Source organism: Marinomonas sp. AWM4_232 (assembly GCF_056158325.1).
In genome coordinates this window covers 3,301,847-3,317,434 of record NZ_JBSWTA010000001.1, presented here as the reverse complement: position 1 = coordinate 3,317,434, position 15,588 = coordinate 3,301,847, and the positions used below count along the sequence as shown (strand labels likewise).

Sequence of the window (15,588 nt, the reverse complement as noted above, 5' to 3'; positions counted from 1 at the left end):
CTTGACTCGAACAAAGCTAGTTGTGATATGGGAAATTTTTAGGAAACAGGTTTAATATATCCAAAATAGCCATCGATCCTGCGGTAAAACCCAACTCAGAAAAATAATTAAGAGGTGCATATGACGGTTATGGACAATTCTTTATTTCAAGCTCTGCCAGAGCTGATTGGGGCGATAGGAGAGCCCGGTTTTTACACGCAGGTAGGCGTTTGCTTTAGTAATATTTCAACCGTTTCAAACTTTAAGGTTTTCAGTTATCCCAAAGCCGACAAACCAGCATTGTTAGCGGGGTTTCAAGAACCAGAGCTTGATCAACTCTACTGTGACTTTGCCTACCAGCTTGACCCTTTTTACGACGTCATTAACCAACAGCAAAACAAAGCCTTGGTGACCTTAGACAGCATCACGCGGCATGATTTTGAAAGCTCCACATATTACGACCGCTTCTACCATAAGATCGGCTGGAAAAACGAAGCTAACCTGATTGTTAGCCTGAACGATGAACGCACCATTTGCTTGGCCTACACGGCAGATAAAACACCAATTCATCAGCTAAACAGTGAACTACGCCCTTACCTTGAGTCCATTAAATCGGCCATCCAAAAACATGAAGCCTTGCTTTCGACCATTCTAACGGTTGAAAACGACACTCACATTCTGACAACTAACCACAATCCGCAGTTAGAAGCTCAAAGCCAAGTAATGGATCAATTTGGGCTGACCAAGCGAGAAAAAGAAGTGGTGCAATACATTTTGCAAGGCTTAGCCTCGGCACACATCGCTGAAATGTGCTTTGTTTCCGAAGGTACGATCAAGAACCATCGTAAGAACATTTATCGCAAGCTTAATATCCACTCCCAGCGAGATCTGTTTAGAAAATTCTTAAATTAAAAACAGAAGTTGACATCTGAGTTTTATTTACGAGAATATAATTAACATGTTAACTAAATAACTTGGTAACTATTCCTATGTACACATACCGACTAGAAGAATCCGGCAAAGTGGTGACAAAAACCAGTGACACGACTTTTGCTGTGGACATGACAAACCCGCTTGCTCCAGCCGTGAACGGCGCAGTAATTGGCGTTGCCCTGAATAACAAAGACTTGGTAGCAACGTTAGCAGACCAATTTGAAGATAAGCCTTACGTAACCGCACCTAAAACACCGGTGCTGCACATCAAAACCGATAACACCCATGTCGGTCATGGCCAGACTATCAAAGTGCCAACTGACAAAGGCGCAGTATATGCAGGTCCTGCTCTAGGCATCGTCATTGGTAAAACAGCCACACGCGTAACAGAACAGCAAGCACTGGACTTTATTAAAGGCTATACCGTTGTCAACGAAGTCTCTCTGGCTGAAACCTCGTTTTACCGCCCAGCGGTCAAAGCAAAGTGCCGCGACACATTTTGCCCAATCGGACCTTGGGTGGTGGATAAAGCCATCGTTTCAAACCCAAACAACCTATCGATCAAAACCTATGTGAACGATGAACTGGTGCACACCACAAACACCGATCGTTTGGTTCATAGCGTAGAGAAAATCATCAGCTACATCTCAAGCTTCATGACTCTTGAAGAAAGCGACCTCATCATCGCTGGCACACCGTTACGTGATGCCTCTTTAGAAATTAAAGGTGGCGACATCGTCATGATTGATGTTGAGGCCGTTGGCCGTCTAGCGAACCCAGTTGAAGTAGAGTGAGAGCAAACATGAAACACGCACGCGTAAAAGTAAATAACCAAACCTTAAACGTAACGGTCAATGACAACAATGAAGTCGTCACGCCATCCGGTGAAGTACTGGCTGACGGTACTTTTACATGGTTACCGCCATGTGATGGCAAGATGTTTGTGCTTGCTATTAACTACGCAGATCACGCTGCTGAACTGTCTTTCAAAGCGCCAGATGAGCCGCTGGTATTCCTAAAAAACAGCAACACATTGATTGGCCATGAACAAAACACTTACCGTCCAGACAATGTCGATTACATGCACTATGAGTGTGAGCTTGTGGTGGTGATTGGTAAAGAAGCGAAAAACGTTTCCAAAGAAGACGCCATGTCTTACGTAGGTGGTTACACTGTGGGTAATGACTACGCGATTCGCGATTACCTAGAGAACTACTACCGCCCTAACCTGCGTGTAAAAAGCCGCGACACATGTACACCGATTGGTCCTTACATTGTCGACGCAGATCAAATCAAAGATCCACACAATCTTGTGCTACGCACTTACATCAATGGCGAGCTTAAGCAAGAAGGCAACACTAAAGACCTGGTGTTTGATATCCCACATTTGATTTCTTACCTAAGTGACATCATGACTCTGACACCAGGCGATATGATCTTTACGGGTACGCCTGAAGGTCTAGCGGATGTGAAACCTGGTGATGTGGTAACAACGGAAGTGGAAGGTGTTGGCGTACTGACCAATACCATTATTTCTGAATCTGAATACCTTACGAGCTTAAACTAGGAGTCTGTCATGCTTTCAAAAGATATTATCACTACCTGCGCACAACGCTTGCATGAAGCGGAAAAGTCTCGCAAACAGATCCGCCAGATTTCATTGGACTATCCAGATATTACCATTGAAGACGCCTACGCGATTCAGCGTGAATGGTTGGACATCAAGCTCAATGAAGGTCGCGAAATCATTGGCCATAAAATCGGTTTGACCTCTCGTGCCATGCAAATGAGCTCACAGATTGATGAGCCAGATTACGGCACATTATTGGATGACATGCTTTATCACGACGGTTGTGAAATCAACACCGATGATTTCATCGTGCCGCGTATTGAAGTGGAGTTGGCCTTCATTCTGAAAAAGCCATTGAAAGGCCCAAATGTCACTATTTTTGATGTCTATGATGCAACGGGGCACGTGGTCCCAGCTCTAGAGCTGATCGATGCCCGCAGCCAGTCCATCGATCCTGAAAGTGGCCGCCCGCGTAAAGTGTTCGACACTATTTCAGACAATGCTGCCAATGCTGCAATCATCCTAGGTGGTCGTCCAATCAGCATTGATGAACTGGATCTACGCTGGGTATCTGCCATCATGCAACGCAATGGTGTGATTGAAGAAACAGGTGTCGCTGCCGGCGTACTGAACCATCCAGCCAATGGCGTAGCTTGGTTGGCCAATAAATTGGCACCGTTTGATGTGGAGCTACAACCTGGACAAATCATTCTGGGTGGTTCCTTTACTCGCCCCGTTGCGGCCCGTAAAGGCGATACCTTCAATGTCGACTTCGGCACGCTAGGCTCTGTGTCTTGCTACTTTAAATAAGGGGTTCGCATGTCTGCACCAAAAAACACCTTTAAGCAGGCCCTTATTAATAAAGAGCCGCAAATAGGCCTTTGGTTAGGTCTTGCTAACAATTACACAGCGGAGCTGATCGGTTCCGCTGGGTTTGACTGGTTATTGATTGACGGTGAACACGCACCGAACACGCTACAAACGATGTTGGGGCAAATTCAAGCTCTAGCGCCGTTTGCAACACATCCGATTGTGCGTCCAGCTTGGGCGGACGATGTGGCGCTGAAGCAAATCTTAGACTTAGGCGTGCAAACAGTTTTGGCACCGATGGTTGACAGTGCCGAGCAAGCCGAGCAAATCGTACGTGGTACACGTTACCCGCCGCAGGGTGTGCGTGGTGTGGGCAGTGCTTTGGCTCGTGCCTCTCAGTTCAACCGCACTCAAGATTACCTGACCACTGCAAACGATGAAATCTGCGTGTTGGTTCAAATTGAGTCTGCAAAAGCGGTTGAAGAGTTGGACAATATTCTCGCGGTAGACGGCGTGGATGGTGTGTTCATCGGCCCAGCAGATTTAAGCGCGTCACTTGGCTACATTGGCCAGCCAAACCACCCAGAAGTGGTCAAAGTCATCGAAGCCAGCATTGCCAAGATTGTTGCCGCAGGCAAAGCGCCAGGCGTACTGATGGCCGACAAGAAACAGGCTCGACGCTACCTAGACTGCGGCGCACTGTTTGTTGCCGTCGGCAGTGACACAGGTTTACTGATGACCGCCACGAAAAATTTAGTCAGTGAGTTTAAGCCTGAACTCAACAATGACCTCCAGGGTAATGCCTCCGTCTACTAGTTTCGCGTCCATTTAGGTACTAAAATGAACTTAATGGCGTGCCCGCATCACCCTTTTTTTGCCCAGTTCGCTGGGCTTTTTTTATGCTGAAATCTAAACATAGTGATCGCTGTTATGAAAACTGAATGGATCCCCAATATCAATATCGGTGAAGATTACGACCTCGCATACCAAGATGCGACCATTCACTTTGATAAGCTAGGCAAGCTGGCAGATTTTTTTGGTCGTGATATGCCCATGCATCTGCACAGTGAATACTGCCAGTTTCATTTTGTCCAGTCTGGTAAAACACTCTTCAACATCGATCAAAATACCTATCAAACCCAAGGTAAAGCACTGTTTTACACGCCCAGCTCTACGCCCCATGCTTTCTGGACAGAGCCTGAAGCACCTGGGTTTGTGATCACCATGCACCGTCTCGTATTGGAAGAGATCATTGAGCAGCTGAATATTGATCGGACCACTTTGTATATGCCCCTGGTACTGCATTCTGAGCAAACAGACACCTCACAGTGGCAGACCATTGAAACGCTCTTCTCCCTGTTAAAAAATGAGTGGCAAGAGCAACGAGATTTACAACATCCTGCAATGGTCTCCATTTTGCGGTTGTTGGTCATTGAAATGGTTCGCTTATCTGAGGCCAAGTCCCCAAAAAATCAGCATAAACACACAGAAGTCACTCTTTTCCGAAAATTTAGCCACTTAGTGGAGTCTCATTATATTGAGCACCGCAATGTCAGCTTTTACTGTGAGCAATTGCATTTGAATGAGAGCCGACTGCACTACATCTGCAAGAAAATCGCCGGCTCAAGCCCTAAGCAAATTATCAATGGCCGTGTGATTCTCGAGGCCAAACGGCTACTTTCTCACACCAGCCTCAGTTTCAGTGAAATCAGCTACCATTTGAATATGCTAGAACCGTCTTATTTCTCACGCTTTTTCATGCGTAAGACGGGACAATCACCAACGGATTTTAGAAATCAGCAAAGCAATCATTAGTCTCTTGCCCTAAGTCAAACAACAAACTATCTGCGATTGAAGGATTAATTTTCCCCGCATATATTTACTTAACATGTTAAGTAAAATACTATTTGAGGTATCAGTTATGGGTAAGTTATCTGTTGCGGCAAAAATCACACATGTCCCAACTATGTTGCTGTCGGAACAACCAGGCAATCTTCAAGGTTGCCGACAAGCAGCCATCGATGGGCATAAAGAAATTGCTCGCCGAGCAAAAGAAGCTGGCGTCGACACCATCGTCGTGTTGGACACCCATTGGCTTGTGAACGCAGGCCATCATGTGAATTCAAATGCCAGCTTTAAAGGGGTCTACACCAGTCATGAGTTCCCACACTTTATTCAAAATCTGGAATACGAATACCGTGGTAACCCGACACTCGGTGACGCCATCGCTGAAAAGGCAACGGCGAAAGGGGTACATATGTTATCTCACCAAGTAGAAACTCTCGATTTAGAGTACGGCACCTTAGTGCCAATGCGTTACATGAACGAAGACAACCATTTTGACGTGGTATCCGTTGCAGCATGGTGCACTGTTCATAACTTAGAAGAATCTCGTCTGATTGGCGAAGCGATTCTCGAAGCGATTGAAGCCAGCGATAACAATGTTATGTTGCTCGCTTCTGGCTCCTTGTCTCACAAGATTTGGGAGAACGAACTGTACGCTGCCAACAATGGCACGTTCACCATCTCGCGTGAATTTAACCGCCAAGTGGATTTGCGTGTATTAGAACTGTGGCAAAAAGGTGACAACAAAACCTTCTTAGCCATGTTGCCTGACTACGCACAACACTGCTGTGGTGAAGGTGGCATGCACGATACTGCGATGTTATTTGGGGCTTTGGGCTGGGATAAATACCAAGGCAAAGCTGAAGTCATTACCGATTACTTCCCAAGCTCCGGCACCGGACAGGCGAATGTGATCTTTCCCATAGAGTGAGCACATGACCACACACGTGACACAACAAACCAACTTAACCACTATGGCAGCCATTCAGATGGGAATGGCTGCCATCCACCACGCTGAACGTCTAAATATCCATATCAGCCTGACGATTGTGGACACTACTGGTCATTCCCTTACCAGTTTGCGGATGAATCAGTCACCGTTGATCTCAATGGGCGTGGCAGAGAAAAAAGCCTATACCGCCCTATCCTTTCGCCGCCCCACGCGAGATTGGCAAACCAGCTTAGCGCAGAAACAAGTCGTCCTTGCTGCGCTGCAAAGCGAGCCCAAATTCACCTACTTAGGCGGTGGCCTTCCTATTGTCATCAACGATGAAGTGGTGGGCGCCATTGGTGTTTCTGGGGGCAGTGAAAGTCAAGATATTGACTGTGCTCAGTATGCCATTGAGTCCCTATTCGGATAACAACCTTCAGATAACAACAAAGAGAGACACACGATATGTTAAAGAAGCAGTACCCATTCTACTTGGCCAGTAAACCCGTTTACGCCAATGAAGATCTTGAAGTTCGCAACAAGTATTCTGACAAACTGATTGCTACCGTTGCGCTCGCTTCTGCAGCCGATATTGATAAAGCCATTGCCGCAGCGGATAAAGCCCAGCCAGCAATGAAAGCGTTGCCGTCGTATAAGCGCCAAGCCATTTTGAATCACTGTGTCGCACGCTTTAAAGAACGTGCCGAAGAGCTTGCTGTTGCCTTATGCGAAGAAGCAGGCAAACCGATTAAAGACGCTCGTGGTGAAGTGACGCGTTTAATTGATACGTTCCAAATCGCTGCCGAAGAAGCGACACGAATTTATGGTGAAGTGATGCCAATGGACATTTCACCACGCGCGGAAGGCTACCAAGGTCAGTGGAAGCGCTTCCCAATTGGCCCTTGTTCTTTTATTTCGCCGTTCAATTTCCCGTTGAATCTTGCAGCCCATAAAATCGCACCAGCTATTGCTGCGGGCTGTACCTTTATTCTGAAACCTGCTTCGTTAACGCCCATTAGTGCGTTGATCGTAGCGGAGATTCTAGCGGAAACAGAACTACCTGAAGGTGCCTTTTCGATCCTGCCTTGCCGCCGTGACGGCGCAGACTTGTTTACCACTGATGACCGTCTGAAACTGCTCAGTTTCACGGGTTCACCGGATGTGGGCTGGGACCTGAAAAAGAAAGCGGGTAAAAAACCTGTTGTGCTTGAACTGGGTGGCAATGCCGCCTGCATCGTCGATGAAGGGACGGATTTAGAAGATGCCGTACAGCGCATTATTTTTGGTGCTTACTACCAGTCAGGCCAAAGCTGCATCAGTGTACAGCGCATCATGGTACATGAATCTCTATATGACCAAGCGAAAGACAAACTGACCACGGCCGTTAGTAACCTTGTGATGGGCGATCCTGCAGATGAGCAGACGTTCATCGGGCCGATGATCTCGGTAAAAGAAGCAGAACGCTTGCATGGCTGGGTACTAGAAGCCCAAGCGGCTGGTGCCACCGTATTAGCGGGCGGCAAACGTGACGGCGCGATGTTAGAAGCGACTCTGCTGGAAAACGTTACCTCTGATATGACGGTGAACAATCAAGAAGCCTTCGGCCCTGTTGCTATTTTGTCTAAGTTCTCAGATTTCGATAAAGCACTGGAAGAAGTTAATAACTCTGATTTTGGTTTACAAGCAGGGATTTTCACTAAAGACATCTACAAAGCCCACAAAGCATGGGAAGAGCTAGAAGTTGGTGGTGTCGTGATTGGCGATGTGCCATCTTGGCGTGTGGACCACATGCCCTACGGTGGCGTGAAAGACAGTGGCTTAGGTCGTGAAGGTATTCGTTATGCCATCGAAGACATGACTGAATTGAAGCTAATGGTGTTGCGTACACCAAAATAAGCCGCTCATTTTCTCGAAAAAAGCCAACTCAATGTTGGCTTTTTGTTTTATAAGGACGCAAACATGACTTCTACTCATTCTCGATGGCTGGTGCCATTGCTCGGTTATCTCGTTGCCTTTGGCCCTCTGTCCATCGATATGTATTTACCCAGTTTACCGATCATTGCGGCCGATCTAGATTCGAGCCAACAAACCGTTCAGTACAGTATTACCGCCTTTCTTGTGGGTATGACGTTAGGCATGCTGCTGTTTGGCCCGTTGTCCGATCAATTGGGGCGCAAGAAATTACTGCTGGCAGGGACCTTCCTTTACGCACTCACCAGTATAGGGTGTGCCATTGCCCAGTCCGGCGAATCGCTGATCGCCTATCGCGCTTTTCAATCCATCGGAGCCGCGGCCGCCGCCGTACTTGCCAGGGCGCTAGTACGAGATTACTTTGCACCGAAGCAAGCAGCTGGCATTCTTTCCACCATGCACATCATATCCATGATCGTGATGTTGTTTGCGCCACTGTTGGGTGCCTATATTGTACAAGTTTTTTATTGGCGTTGGATCTTCTATTTTTTAGCGGCATTCTCACTGATCGCCTTTGTTGGCATTTTCGCACTGATTCAAGAGCCTGCTAAAGAATCAAATCACACCCCCAGCTTGCAAGCGTATTTTGCTTCCTATATTGCCTGTCTAAAAGAGCCCAAAGTTTGCTTTTTGATACTGACCAACGGCTTTTCATTTGCCGCCATGTTTGCCTTCATTGCTGCATCAGCGTTTGTCTATATTGAGCACTTTGAATACAGCGAATCCACTTACGGCCTGCTCTTTTCCGCCAATATTGGCGCGATCATCGTCATGACCCTGGTCAACAAGCGAATCCTGAGTCGCTACTCCTCTGAACACGCCTTACGGTTTGCGATTTCTATTTCGATGATAGCAACCTGTTGTATGGCCATCATCGGAACCATCAGTTCCCCCCCTGCCCCACTGTTCATGCTGTCCAGTATGCTTTATATCAGTGTGACCGGCTCCATTGGTGCCAACTGCTTGGCCAGCTTGTTTAACATTATTCCCAACCGTGCGGGTACCGCAGCAGGCTTATTGGTCGCCATGCAATTTGCCCTAGGCGCTCTTAGCACCTACATCACATCGTTAATGTTTGATGGCACACCCAATTCGCTACTGTTGATTATGGCGGGCTTTGGCTGCGTTTGCTTTATAAGTTTCGTATTGAGTACACGGGTTAACGTTTGCTAAGGGGGCACCTCTGCTGCCTGCTTAATACTTAGGAGATGGAGACAGCCTTTCCTCAACAGCACGCCATTCTGGCTGTGCTGGGAAGCGCTGTTTTGCCCACTGTAATTCTGAAATGGCTTCTTGATTATGGTTCAATAAAGTCAAAGCAACAATATAGCGATAGGCAAATACAAATGATTCTGGAGCGGCATACGCAGCCGCTTTTAAACTCATAAGCGCTTTGTCGTAATGCTTCTGTTTAAGCTCAATAAGACCTTTATAATGAATCAGCATAGACTTTTCTTGATCAAATGAAAGTCCTTCCTTGATTATCTGCATAGCAGCATCAAACCGTTCCAAAAAGCGGTACAGCTCAATTAACTGGATACGCGCAGGACTATAGTCCAGATCCATCTCGATGGCTCTGTTCAAATGTTGTAACGCCTCCTCATATCGAGCATGACTGATGTCGAAATTCGCTCTCAATACGAGTCCCGAAGGACGATCCGATATTTGATCTAAATATTCACGATACTCTGCCTCACTCTCCGGGCGCCTGCTGGTATCCACTTTTAGGGTCGATAATGTTTGAAAAGAACTTAAACGTACTGCCAACAGAGGGTCATTTAATCCCGAGTCAATTTTATCTGTCAGGTCTTCGGGGGCTAATAAGGCCGCAGCGCGCCAAGCACTCTCGCGAATAAGATCCCCATCATCCTCAAGCAGGTTTAACAGCAATGGGGGCGCCTGTTGTGCTATCAGCTCAGCATTCTCTTCGATCAAGGTAGCTCGTCTAAGCTCCGGCTCTTGCTGATTCCGAATATAATCCAACACCGTCTGGCCTACATTCGATTTATAACCAGACCAATGTGTTTTACTCAAATGATTTGGCCATAACTCGGCAAAAGCAGCTCTATTCCACTCCTCATCTTTATCCTGATGACATGTTAGGCACTCATTGTTTGGCGTTAATGTAGGAATGGAAAAGCTGTGCTCTCTACGACGGTCAATCGTCATGAATGTTCGCTCCGGCATATGGCACTCCACACACATTGACCCCGCCTTCCCTAGTGGATGGTTATGATGAGTAGTCTGTTCATAGACTGAGGCCTCATGACACTGTAAGCAAACACCGTTGTTAGGCAGAAGTAACTTACCTGTATGAGGGTTATGACAATTGGTACAAGTCACGCCGGCTTGATACATTTTGCTTTGCATGAAAGACCCAAGCACATAGGCTTCATCATTCACATGGCCTTCAGCGGTGTATAAAGGAGAAAATAAGCGCGTTAGGCTATAGTCCTCACCTATTTTTAAGCCTGGCCCACTATGTAACTTAGTCCTTAATGAATGACAACGTCCGCAAGTCAGCGTCGTGTTATCAACCGCTCTTTCGGTTATGGCTCTGGGGACTGCTGTAGCTGAACGCCCTGGCACAAATATATTACTTTGAACAGCTTCTCCGGCACTTACATAGTCACCAATAAGAGCTCTACGCTCATGTTCTTCGGCTTTTGCATGACAAGCACTACAACTGACATTGATCGCGCTCCATTGCGATCGGAAGCGATCACGACTCAGTTCATAATTCTTTTTAAAGTCAGTCACATGACAATCTGCACACATTCCATTCCAGTTTTGATAAATGCCTTTCCAATGTAGCGGATGACCAGCCGTTTGTGGTGTTTGCTGATCCAAGCGCAACCAATTTTCTCCACCCTCATCTCTTGGGCGTGTATCCCAAGCAATGTTTAATGCTTGAACTTTCCCATCACCAATTTCGATTAAGTACTGCTGTAAAGGCTCAACACCGATGACATAGCGTATTGTCCAAAGCGCTTCCGGCTCTCCTTGCTCTTTTAGATGTACTAAATACTTACCATTTTGCACCTGAAATCGTGCTGTGACCTGTTCATCTTGATAAGAAGAGGGAAAATCAGCCAAAATGGACTCGCTGTTTGCCGCTTGCATCGCTAACGCATGCTGGGAAGTTTGCCAGGCTTGATGCTCTTGCACGTGACAGGAAGCACATTCCTGTGCCACCGCACTTGTAAGCCCTCGTGCTAAGCTAAATAAGAAAGCTGAAACATAACGCATAATCTTGTCTCTAATCCACATAGAACATAGCCCACTCCGCGGGGAGCAGGCCATGTTTGTAACTGTGCAATTAGTAGCCGCTTACCCAATTTGGCAAAATAACATTATTTTGCTGCACATAGGCTTGCCAATGGTCACGCATTTCTGCCATCACATTTGGATGCTCAGCCGCCACATCATTACGCTCTGCTAAATCCGTTTTGAGATTAAATAATTGTGCCTTTCCAGTACCATGGGGTGCCGGCATTAGGACCATTTTCCAATCACCTTTACGTACAAAATACTTACCAAATAACTCCCCCCCAACAATACGTTCATTGGCATGATTGGCTTCGCCTTTTAATATAGGCATGAGCGACACACCCTGAATTGGTGCGACATTTTTTCCTTTATAGAGGCCTTGAGGAGCTTCCAGATTGGCAATTTCAAGGACTGTTGGTGCTAAATCCATGACATTCGTATAGCTATCAATGCGTTGACCAGCACTATCCGTACTAGGCAATTTGATGATGCCAATAGAGCGCGTGCCACCTTCGGTCGGGAAGCCTTTTTGCATACTAAAGGCTGGAGATGCTGCCCAGCCCCAGTTAGGGCCTAAGAAGGTATAGGAGCCTGGACGTCCCATTCGCTCATAACTGAAATCATTGGTTTGATCAATCACTGCACGAATTTTCGGAAAAAGGTCACCGGGCCACGTTTCATCAATATCATGGCCCTCTGGACCATTATCTGATAGAAACACAATCAGGGTGTTTTCGAATTGCCCCGTTTCTTTCAAGTAGTTGAGAACCTTCCCCGTATAGCGATCCATTTCATCCACCATCGCGGCGTAGATTTCCATCGCTCGGACTTCTGTTTTACGCTGCTCAGGTGTTAAGGACGCCCACGCCTGACCTTTCGCTAGACGCTCAGAGCCTTCCGCGTCCTTTGGGATAATGCCTAGATCTTGTTGTGCTTGAAGACGATGTTTAAACAGCACATCGTAACCCGCATCGTAGACGCCTTTGTATTTTTCGATCACCGTATCGGGTGCTTGTAAGGGCCAATGAGGGGCGGTAAAGCTCAACATCGCAAAAAATGGCTGCTCTGATCCTTGGCCTTCTTTGAGATCAGAGATCAATCGCTCTGCATAGTACTGCGATGAGTATTCAAACGTGTCGGGGAGTTTGTCTAAAAGAACACCATTGTCGGTGTAGCCCGCTTTGGCCTCCGGGGTTGGCGCATAGGCCGGTTTCATATCACTAAAGTGACTCGCGCCACCGGGAAGCAACACAAAACTGTGATCAAAACCACGAGCCTGGGGATTGGAGGCTTCATCTTTACCTAGATGCCACTTGCCGGTGATATAGGTACGGTAACCCGCATCCTTTAGCAACTCTGTCAACGTCACCACGCGATCATTAATATGCCCCTCGTAGCCCGGTTGCCCTTCTTGGTTGGGCGCTAGCTCTTCCGCCATATTCCCTAAGCCTGCAATATGCGGATCGACGCCGGTCAATAGTGAAGCCCGAGTCGGCGAGCAAGCCGGGGCAGTATGGAAGTTGGTCAATTTAAAACCTGACTCGGCCAATTCATCCAAAGTTGGCGTGTTTATCTCACTGCCGAAGCTACCAATATCGGAATGGCCCAAATCGTCTGCGACAATCAGTAAAATATTAGGTGATTTTTGTGCTTCTCCTGCATAAACGCCTGCAGGTAGCGTAGCCACGAAAACTGTGACAGCTAATTTTTTATAATTCGATATTCTCATTTGTGACTTCTCTTAAATAGTGATGTGCAATTAATTTGCAATTTCAGAGTAATCACCAGGATTAATCAGAACAAAGTCACATTTCACACAGTGAATTTTAGTAGGGAGCAACATATTGATGCTGCTTTAGGGCTTGTGAAATACGCATGGCGTAATGTTTAAGTATCTCAGCATAATGAAATCTTAATTGCAGATCATCATTGCTGTTCAAATAGATCAGATTGATGCAAGCGACTACCTGATCCTGAAGCCAAATGGGGACCGCAATAGACTCAGAAATTTCCGTTTCATGATCATCTATGCCGCCGTGATATAAGCGCTCGCGCAATGCGTAGCCATGCTGCTGAACTTGCTCTATCAAAGCGTTCACAAATTCTTTGGTATAGACGATACCCACTTCGCTTTTAGCTGATACAAGAAGATCAGCTAGCGACTTGTGAGGCATGGCGGTAATATAAGCTCGACCTACAGCTGAATCGAAGAGATTGGGACGGAACCCTATCATGCCCCGATGACAGATATTGTGGCTTAGACGCCTTGTGCTCTCTAAAATAACCATGCGCTCGCCATCGAACACAGTTAAGTCAGAAGGCCAATGAGTCAACTCAAACATCTCTGTCATTAAAGGGCTGGCCAGCTGTGACATCAGCCTTTCTTGTGGAAGCTGGTCTCCCAATAATACGGCTTTTCTACCTAAAGAATAATTACCATCATTAATCGATCGATACACCCAACCCCGTGCTTCTAGCGTCCCTAAAATTCGCAACAAAGTTGCTTTATCTAATTTTGTTGCTGAGGCAATTTGATGCAGTGATACTTGACCAGCGACTGATGAGAGATAGTCAAGTAAAGACATTACTCGAACAACCGATCTATTCTCCTTCACTAGGGGCGCCCCTCTAGAAATCTTTATGGATTAACTAAATAAAACTCTAATTTCATGGAGTTTTACGAAAGTCGGATGCTGCTATACGGGCTTGATTTACAAATGAGTTCATATAAAAAGCCCCATAATCCTGCTGAATCATAGGGGCTTCAATGTATGCCTATAAGAGAACTTAGGCCGTAACCGCTTTACGACGTACTTTGCTAATAACAAATACAGTAATCGACAAAATAGTAAGCATCAACAAGGTCAGGGCAATTGGTCGATCTACGAAGATCTCGAAATTGCCATTGGATACTCCTAATGCTTGACGCATACGGTCCAAAAACACTGGGCCCAGTACTAAACCAAGGATAATGGGTACCGCAGGGATATTGTTGCGCTTCATGATGTAGCCAATTACGGAGAAGAACAGCGCAATCAGTGCATCGGTGATTTGGTAATTCTGGCTGTAGGCACCTAAGAAGCCGAGCACGAAGATCAATGCGCCAATGAATCGTCCTCGGATACGAGTGATGTTAACGATATATTTTGAAGCAAACGTTAAGTACACAAACACGAAGACGTTCATGATGAACAAGGACACATAAAGACCAGAAATAAACTCTGGATGCTCCGTGAACAGACGTGGGCCTGGAATGTAGTTATGCACCATAAACACTGATAACAGCATAGCCATCAAAGCATCCGCAGGGATACCAAACGCCAACAGTGGGATCATTACTGATGCTGTTACGGCATTGTTGGACGTTTCTGATGCCACAATCCCTGCTTCGGCACCATTGCCAAACTCTTCAGGCTTTTTAGAGAATTTCTGAGCTAAGGTATAGGAGAAAAACTGTGAGCCAAACTCCCCTACGCCAGGCAGTAGCCCCATTAATACCCCTAAAATAGCCGAACGAATGGCGGTGACTTTATTGCGCATTAACACCACGAAGCCTGATAGATGGCCGGAGCCTTCCAACTTCGTTTTGAATGAATCGCCACTTTTCGTCGACAGTAAGATATACGCCTGAGACATGGCAAACAAACCGATTACCGCCGGCACCAAGGGTACACCAGCGAGCAAGAAGGATTGATCTAACGTATACACTTGTGTGTTGTAAGAGCGGTCAATACCGATGGTGCCAAGGAACATCCCGAGGCCAATCATTGCCGCCGCTTCAATGGCATAGTCGTTGTGCGCCAAGACCACAAAAACCATCCCAAGTAGCGCCAACATGGCAAACTCAGCAGAACCAAACAGGGTGGCTACCTGAGATAATACCGGTGCAAAAAACACCAAAGACAATACTGAAATGATGCCGCCAAAAAAGGATGAGGTATAAGCAATCGACAGCGCTTTTTTACCTTCCCCCCGCTTCGCCATGGGATAGCCGTCGTAGGTGGTCAATACCGCCACCGGCGTTCCTGGCGTATTCATCAAAATAGCGGGGATGGCTCCGCCATACCAGGCACCACCGTACACCCCTAACAAAAGCGTGACGCCAAATAACGGCTCCATGGAGAAAGTTAATGGCAGCAAAATCGCCATTACCCCGGCGGGCTCAAGCCCAGGAATAGAGCCTATGGTAACGCCTATCAGCGCACCTATAATCACTGCCCAAATGACACCGCCATTTAGGACTTCGTTAATACCTAAACTAATCAGTTCCATACATCAT

14 protein-coding genes are annotated in these 15,588 nt (G+C 46.6%); 10 read left to right on the top strand and 4 right to left on the bottom strand.

Going from position 1 to position 15,588, the window contains the following annotated elements; translation table 11 throughout:
- Positions 1-129: 129 nt before the first annotated feature.
- From ACXAC1_RS15730 to ACXAC1_RS15685, 10 genes are all read left to right on the top strand, one after another.
- Positions 130-891, top strand: coding sequence for a helix-turn-helix transcriptional regulator (locus tag ACXAC1_RS15730; protein WP_475062674.1), 762 nt, complete (start codon positions 130-132; stop codon positions 889-891).
- Positions 892-968: 77 nt separating this feature from the next.
- Complete coding sequence (locus ACXAC1_RS15725) at positions 969-1,706, top strand: fumarylacetoacetate hydrolase family protein (protein ID WP_475062672.1); 738 nt, start codon at positions 969-971, stop codon at positions 1,704-1,706.
- 8 nt (positions 1,707-1,714) lie between these two features.
- On the top strand, positions 1,715-2,479 hold the full coding sequence (locus ACXAC1_RS15720) for a fumarylacetoacetate hydrolase family protein (RefSeq protein ID WP_475062670.1): 765 nt from the start codon (positions 1,715-1,717) through the stop codon (positions 2,477-2,479).
- 9 nt (positions 2,480-2,488) lie between these two features.
- Positions 2,489-3,292, top strand: coding sequence for a 2-oxo-hept-4-ene-1,7-dioate hydratase (gene hpaH, locus ACXAC1_RS15715; RefSeq protein ID WP_475062668.1), 804 nt, complete (start codon positions 2,489-2,491; stop codon positions 3,290-3,292).
- A gap of 9 nt (positions 3,293-3,301) precedes the next feature.
- A complete protein-coding gene (hpaI, locus tag ACXAC1_RS15710; protein ID WP_475062666.1) occupies positions 3,302-4,108 on the top strand; it encodes a 4-hydroxy-2-oxoheptanedioate aldolase in 807 nt (268 codons plus the stop codon).
- 114 nt (positions 4,109-4,222) lie between these two features.
- Positions 4,223-5,107: a helix-turn-helix domain-containing protein gene (locus ACXAC1_RS15705; RefSeq protein ID WP_475062664.1), complete on the top strand. Its 885-nt coding sequence runs from the start codon at positions 4,223-4,225 to the stop codon at positions 5,105-5,107.
- Between the two features lie 106 nt (positions 5,108-5,213).
- Positions 5,214-6,068 (top strand): 3,4-dihydroxyphenylacetate 2,3-dioxygenase, encoded by an 855-nt coding sequence (gene hpaD / locus ACXAC1_RS15700; protein ID WP_475062662.1) that lies wholly within the window; start codon positions 5,214-5,216, stop codon positions 6,066-6,068.
- Positions 6,069-6,072: 4 nt separating this feature from the next.
- The gene (locus tag ACXAC1_RS15695; protein ID WP_475062660.1) at positions 6,073-6,498 is read left to right on the top strand and encodes a GlcG/HbpS family heme-binding protein; all 426 of its coding nucleotides are present in this window, start codon (positions 6,073-6,075) and stop codon (positions 6,496-6,498) included.
- Between the two features lie 35 nt (positions 6,499-6,533).
- Positions 6,534-7,964, top strand: a complete 1,431-nt coding sequence (locus tag ACXAC1_RS15690; protein WP_475062658.1) for an aldehyde dehydrogenase family protein — start codon at positions 6,534-6,536, stop codon at positions 7,962-7,964.
- Positions 7,965-8,027: 63 nt separating this feature from the next.
- The gene (locus tag ACXAC1_RS15685; protein ID WP_475062656.1) at positions 8,028-9,212 is read left to right on the top strand and encodes a multidrug effflux MFS transporter; all 1,185 of its coding nucleotides are present in this window, start codon (positions 8,028-8,030) and stop codon (positions 9,210-9,212) included.
- A 21-nt stretch (positions 9,213-9,233) separates the two neighbouring features.
- Here the strand turns inward: ACXAC1_RS15685 and ACXAC1_RS15680 are convergent, their stop codons facing one another.
- From ACXAC1_RS15680 to ACXAC1_RS15665, 4 genes are all read right to left on the bottom strand, one after another.
- Positions 9,234-11,288 carry a tetratricopeptide repeat protein gene (locus ACXAC1_RS15680; protein ID WP_475062654.1) on the bottom strand — a complete coding sequence of 685 codons (2,055 nt, stop codon included), beginning with the start codon at positions 11,286-11,288 and terminating at the stop codon, positions 9,234-9,236.
- Positions 11,289-11,358: 70 nt separating this feature from the next.
- Positions 11,359-13,038 (bottom strand): arylsulfatase, encoded by a 1,680-nt coding sequence (locus ACXAC1_RS15675; protein WP_475062652.1) that lies wholly within the window; start codon positions 13,036-13,038, stop codon positions 11,359-11,361.
- Positions 13,039-13,135: 97 nt separating this feature from the next.
- Complete coding sequence (locus ACXAC1_RS15670) at positions 13,136-13,924, bottom strand: IclR family transcriptional regulator domain-containing protein (RefSeq protein WP_475062650.1); 789 nt, start codon at positions 13,922-13,924, stop codon at positions 13,136-13,138.
- Between the two features lie 172 nt (positions 13,925-14,096).
- Positions 14,097-15,581 carry a tripartite tricarboxylate transporter permease gene (locus ACXAC1_RS15665; RefSeq protein ID WP_475062648.1) on the bottom strand — a complete coding sequence of 495 codons (1,485 nt, stop codon included), beginning with the start codon at positions 15,579-15,581 and terminating at the stop codon, positions 14,097-14,099.
- Positions 15,582-15,588: the final 7 nt, after the last annotated feature.

Bases quoted from the DNA above. Each gene is read 5' to 3' on its own strand.
- ACXAC1_RS15730 (WP_475062674.1), top strand. From the start codon at position 130: ATGGACAATTCTTTATTTCAAGCTCTGCCAGAGCTGATTGGGGCGATA.
- ACXAC1_RS15725 (WP_475062672.1), top strand. From the start codon at position 969: ATGTACACATACCGACTAGAAGAATCCGGCAAAGTGGTGACAAAAACC.
- ACXAC1_RS15720 (WP_475062670.1), top strand. From the start codon at position 1,715: ATGAAACACGCACGCGTAAAAGTAAATAACCAAACCTTAAACGTAACG.
- hpaH (WP_475062668.1), top strand. From the start codon at position 2,489: ATGCTTTCAAAAGATATTATCACTACCTGCGCACAACGCTTGCATGAA.
- hpaI (WP_475062666.1), top strand. From the start codon at position 3,302: ATGTCTGCACCAAAAAACACCTTTAAGCAGGCCCTTATTAATAAAGAG.
- ACXAC1_RS15705 (WP_475062664.1), top strand. From the start codon at position 4,223: ATGAAAACTGAATGGATCCCCAATATCAATATCGGTGAAGATTACGAC.
- hpaD (WP_475062662.1), top strand. From the start codon at position 5,214: ATGGGTAAGTTATCTGTTGCGGCAAAAATCACACATGTCCCAACTATG.
- ACXAC1_RS15695 (WP_475062660.1), top strand. From the start codon at position 6,073: ATGACCACACACGTGACACAACAAACCAACTTAACCACTATGGCAGCC.
- ACXAC1_RS15690 (WP_475062658.1), top strand. From the start codon at position 6,534: ATGTTAAAGAAGCAGTACCCATTCTACTTGGCCAGTAAACCCGTTTAC.
- ACXAC1_RS15685 (WP_475062656.1), top strand. From the start codon at position 8,028: ATGACTTCTACTCATTCTCGATGGCTGGTGCCATTGCTCGGTTATCTC.
- ACXAC1_RS15680 (WP_475062654.1), bottom strand. From the start codon at position 11,288: ATGCGTTATGTTTCAGCTTTCTTATTTAGCTTAGCACGAGGGCTTACA.
- ACXAC1_RS15675 (WP_475062652.1), bottom strand. From the start codon at position 13,038: ATGAGAATATCGAATTATAAAAAATTAGCTGTCACAGTTTTCGTGGCT.
- ACXAC1_RS15665 (WP_475062648.1), bottom strand. From the start codon at position 15,581: ATGGAACTGATTAGTTTAGGTATTAACGAAGTCCTAAATGGCGGTGTC.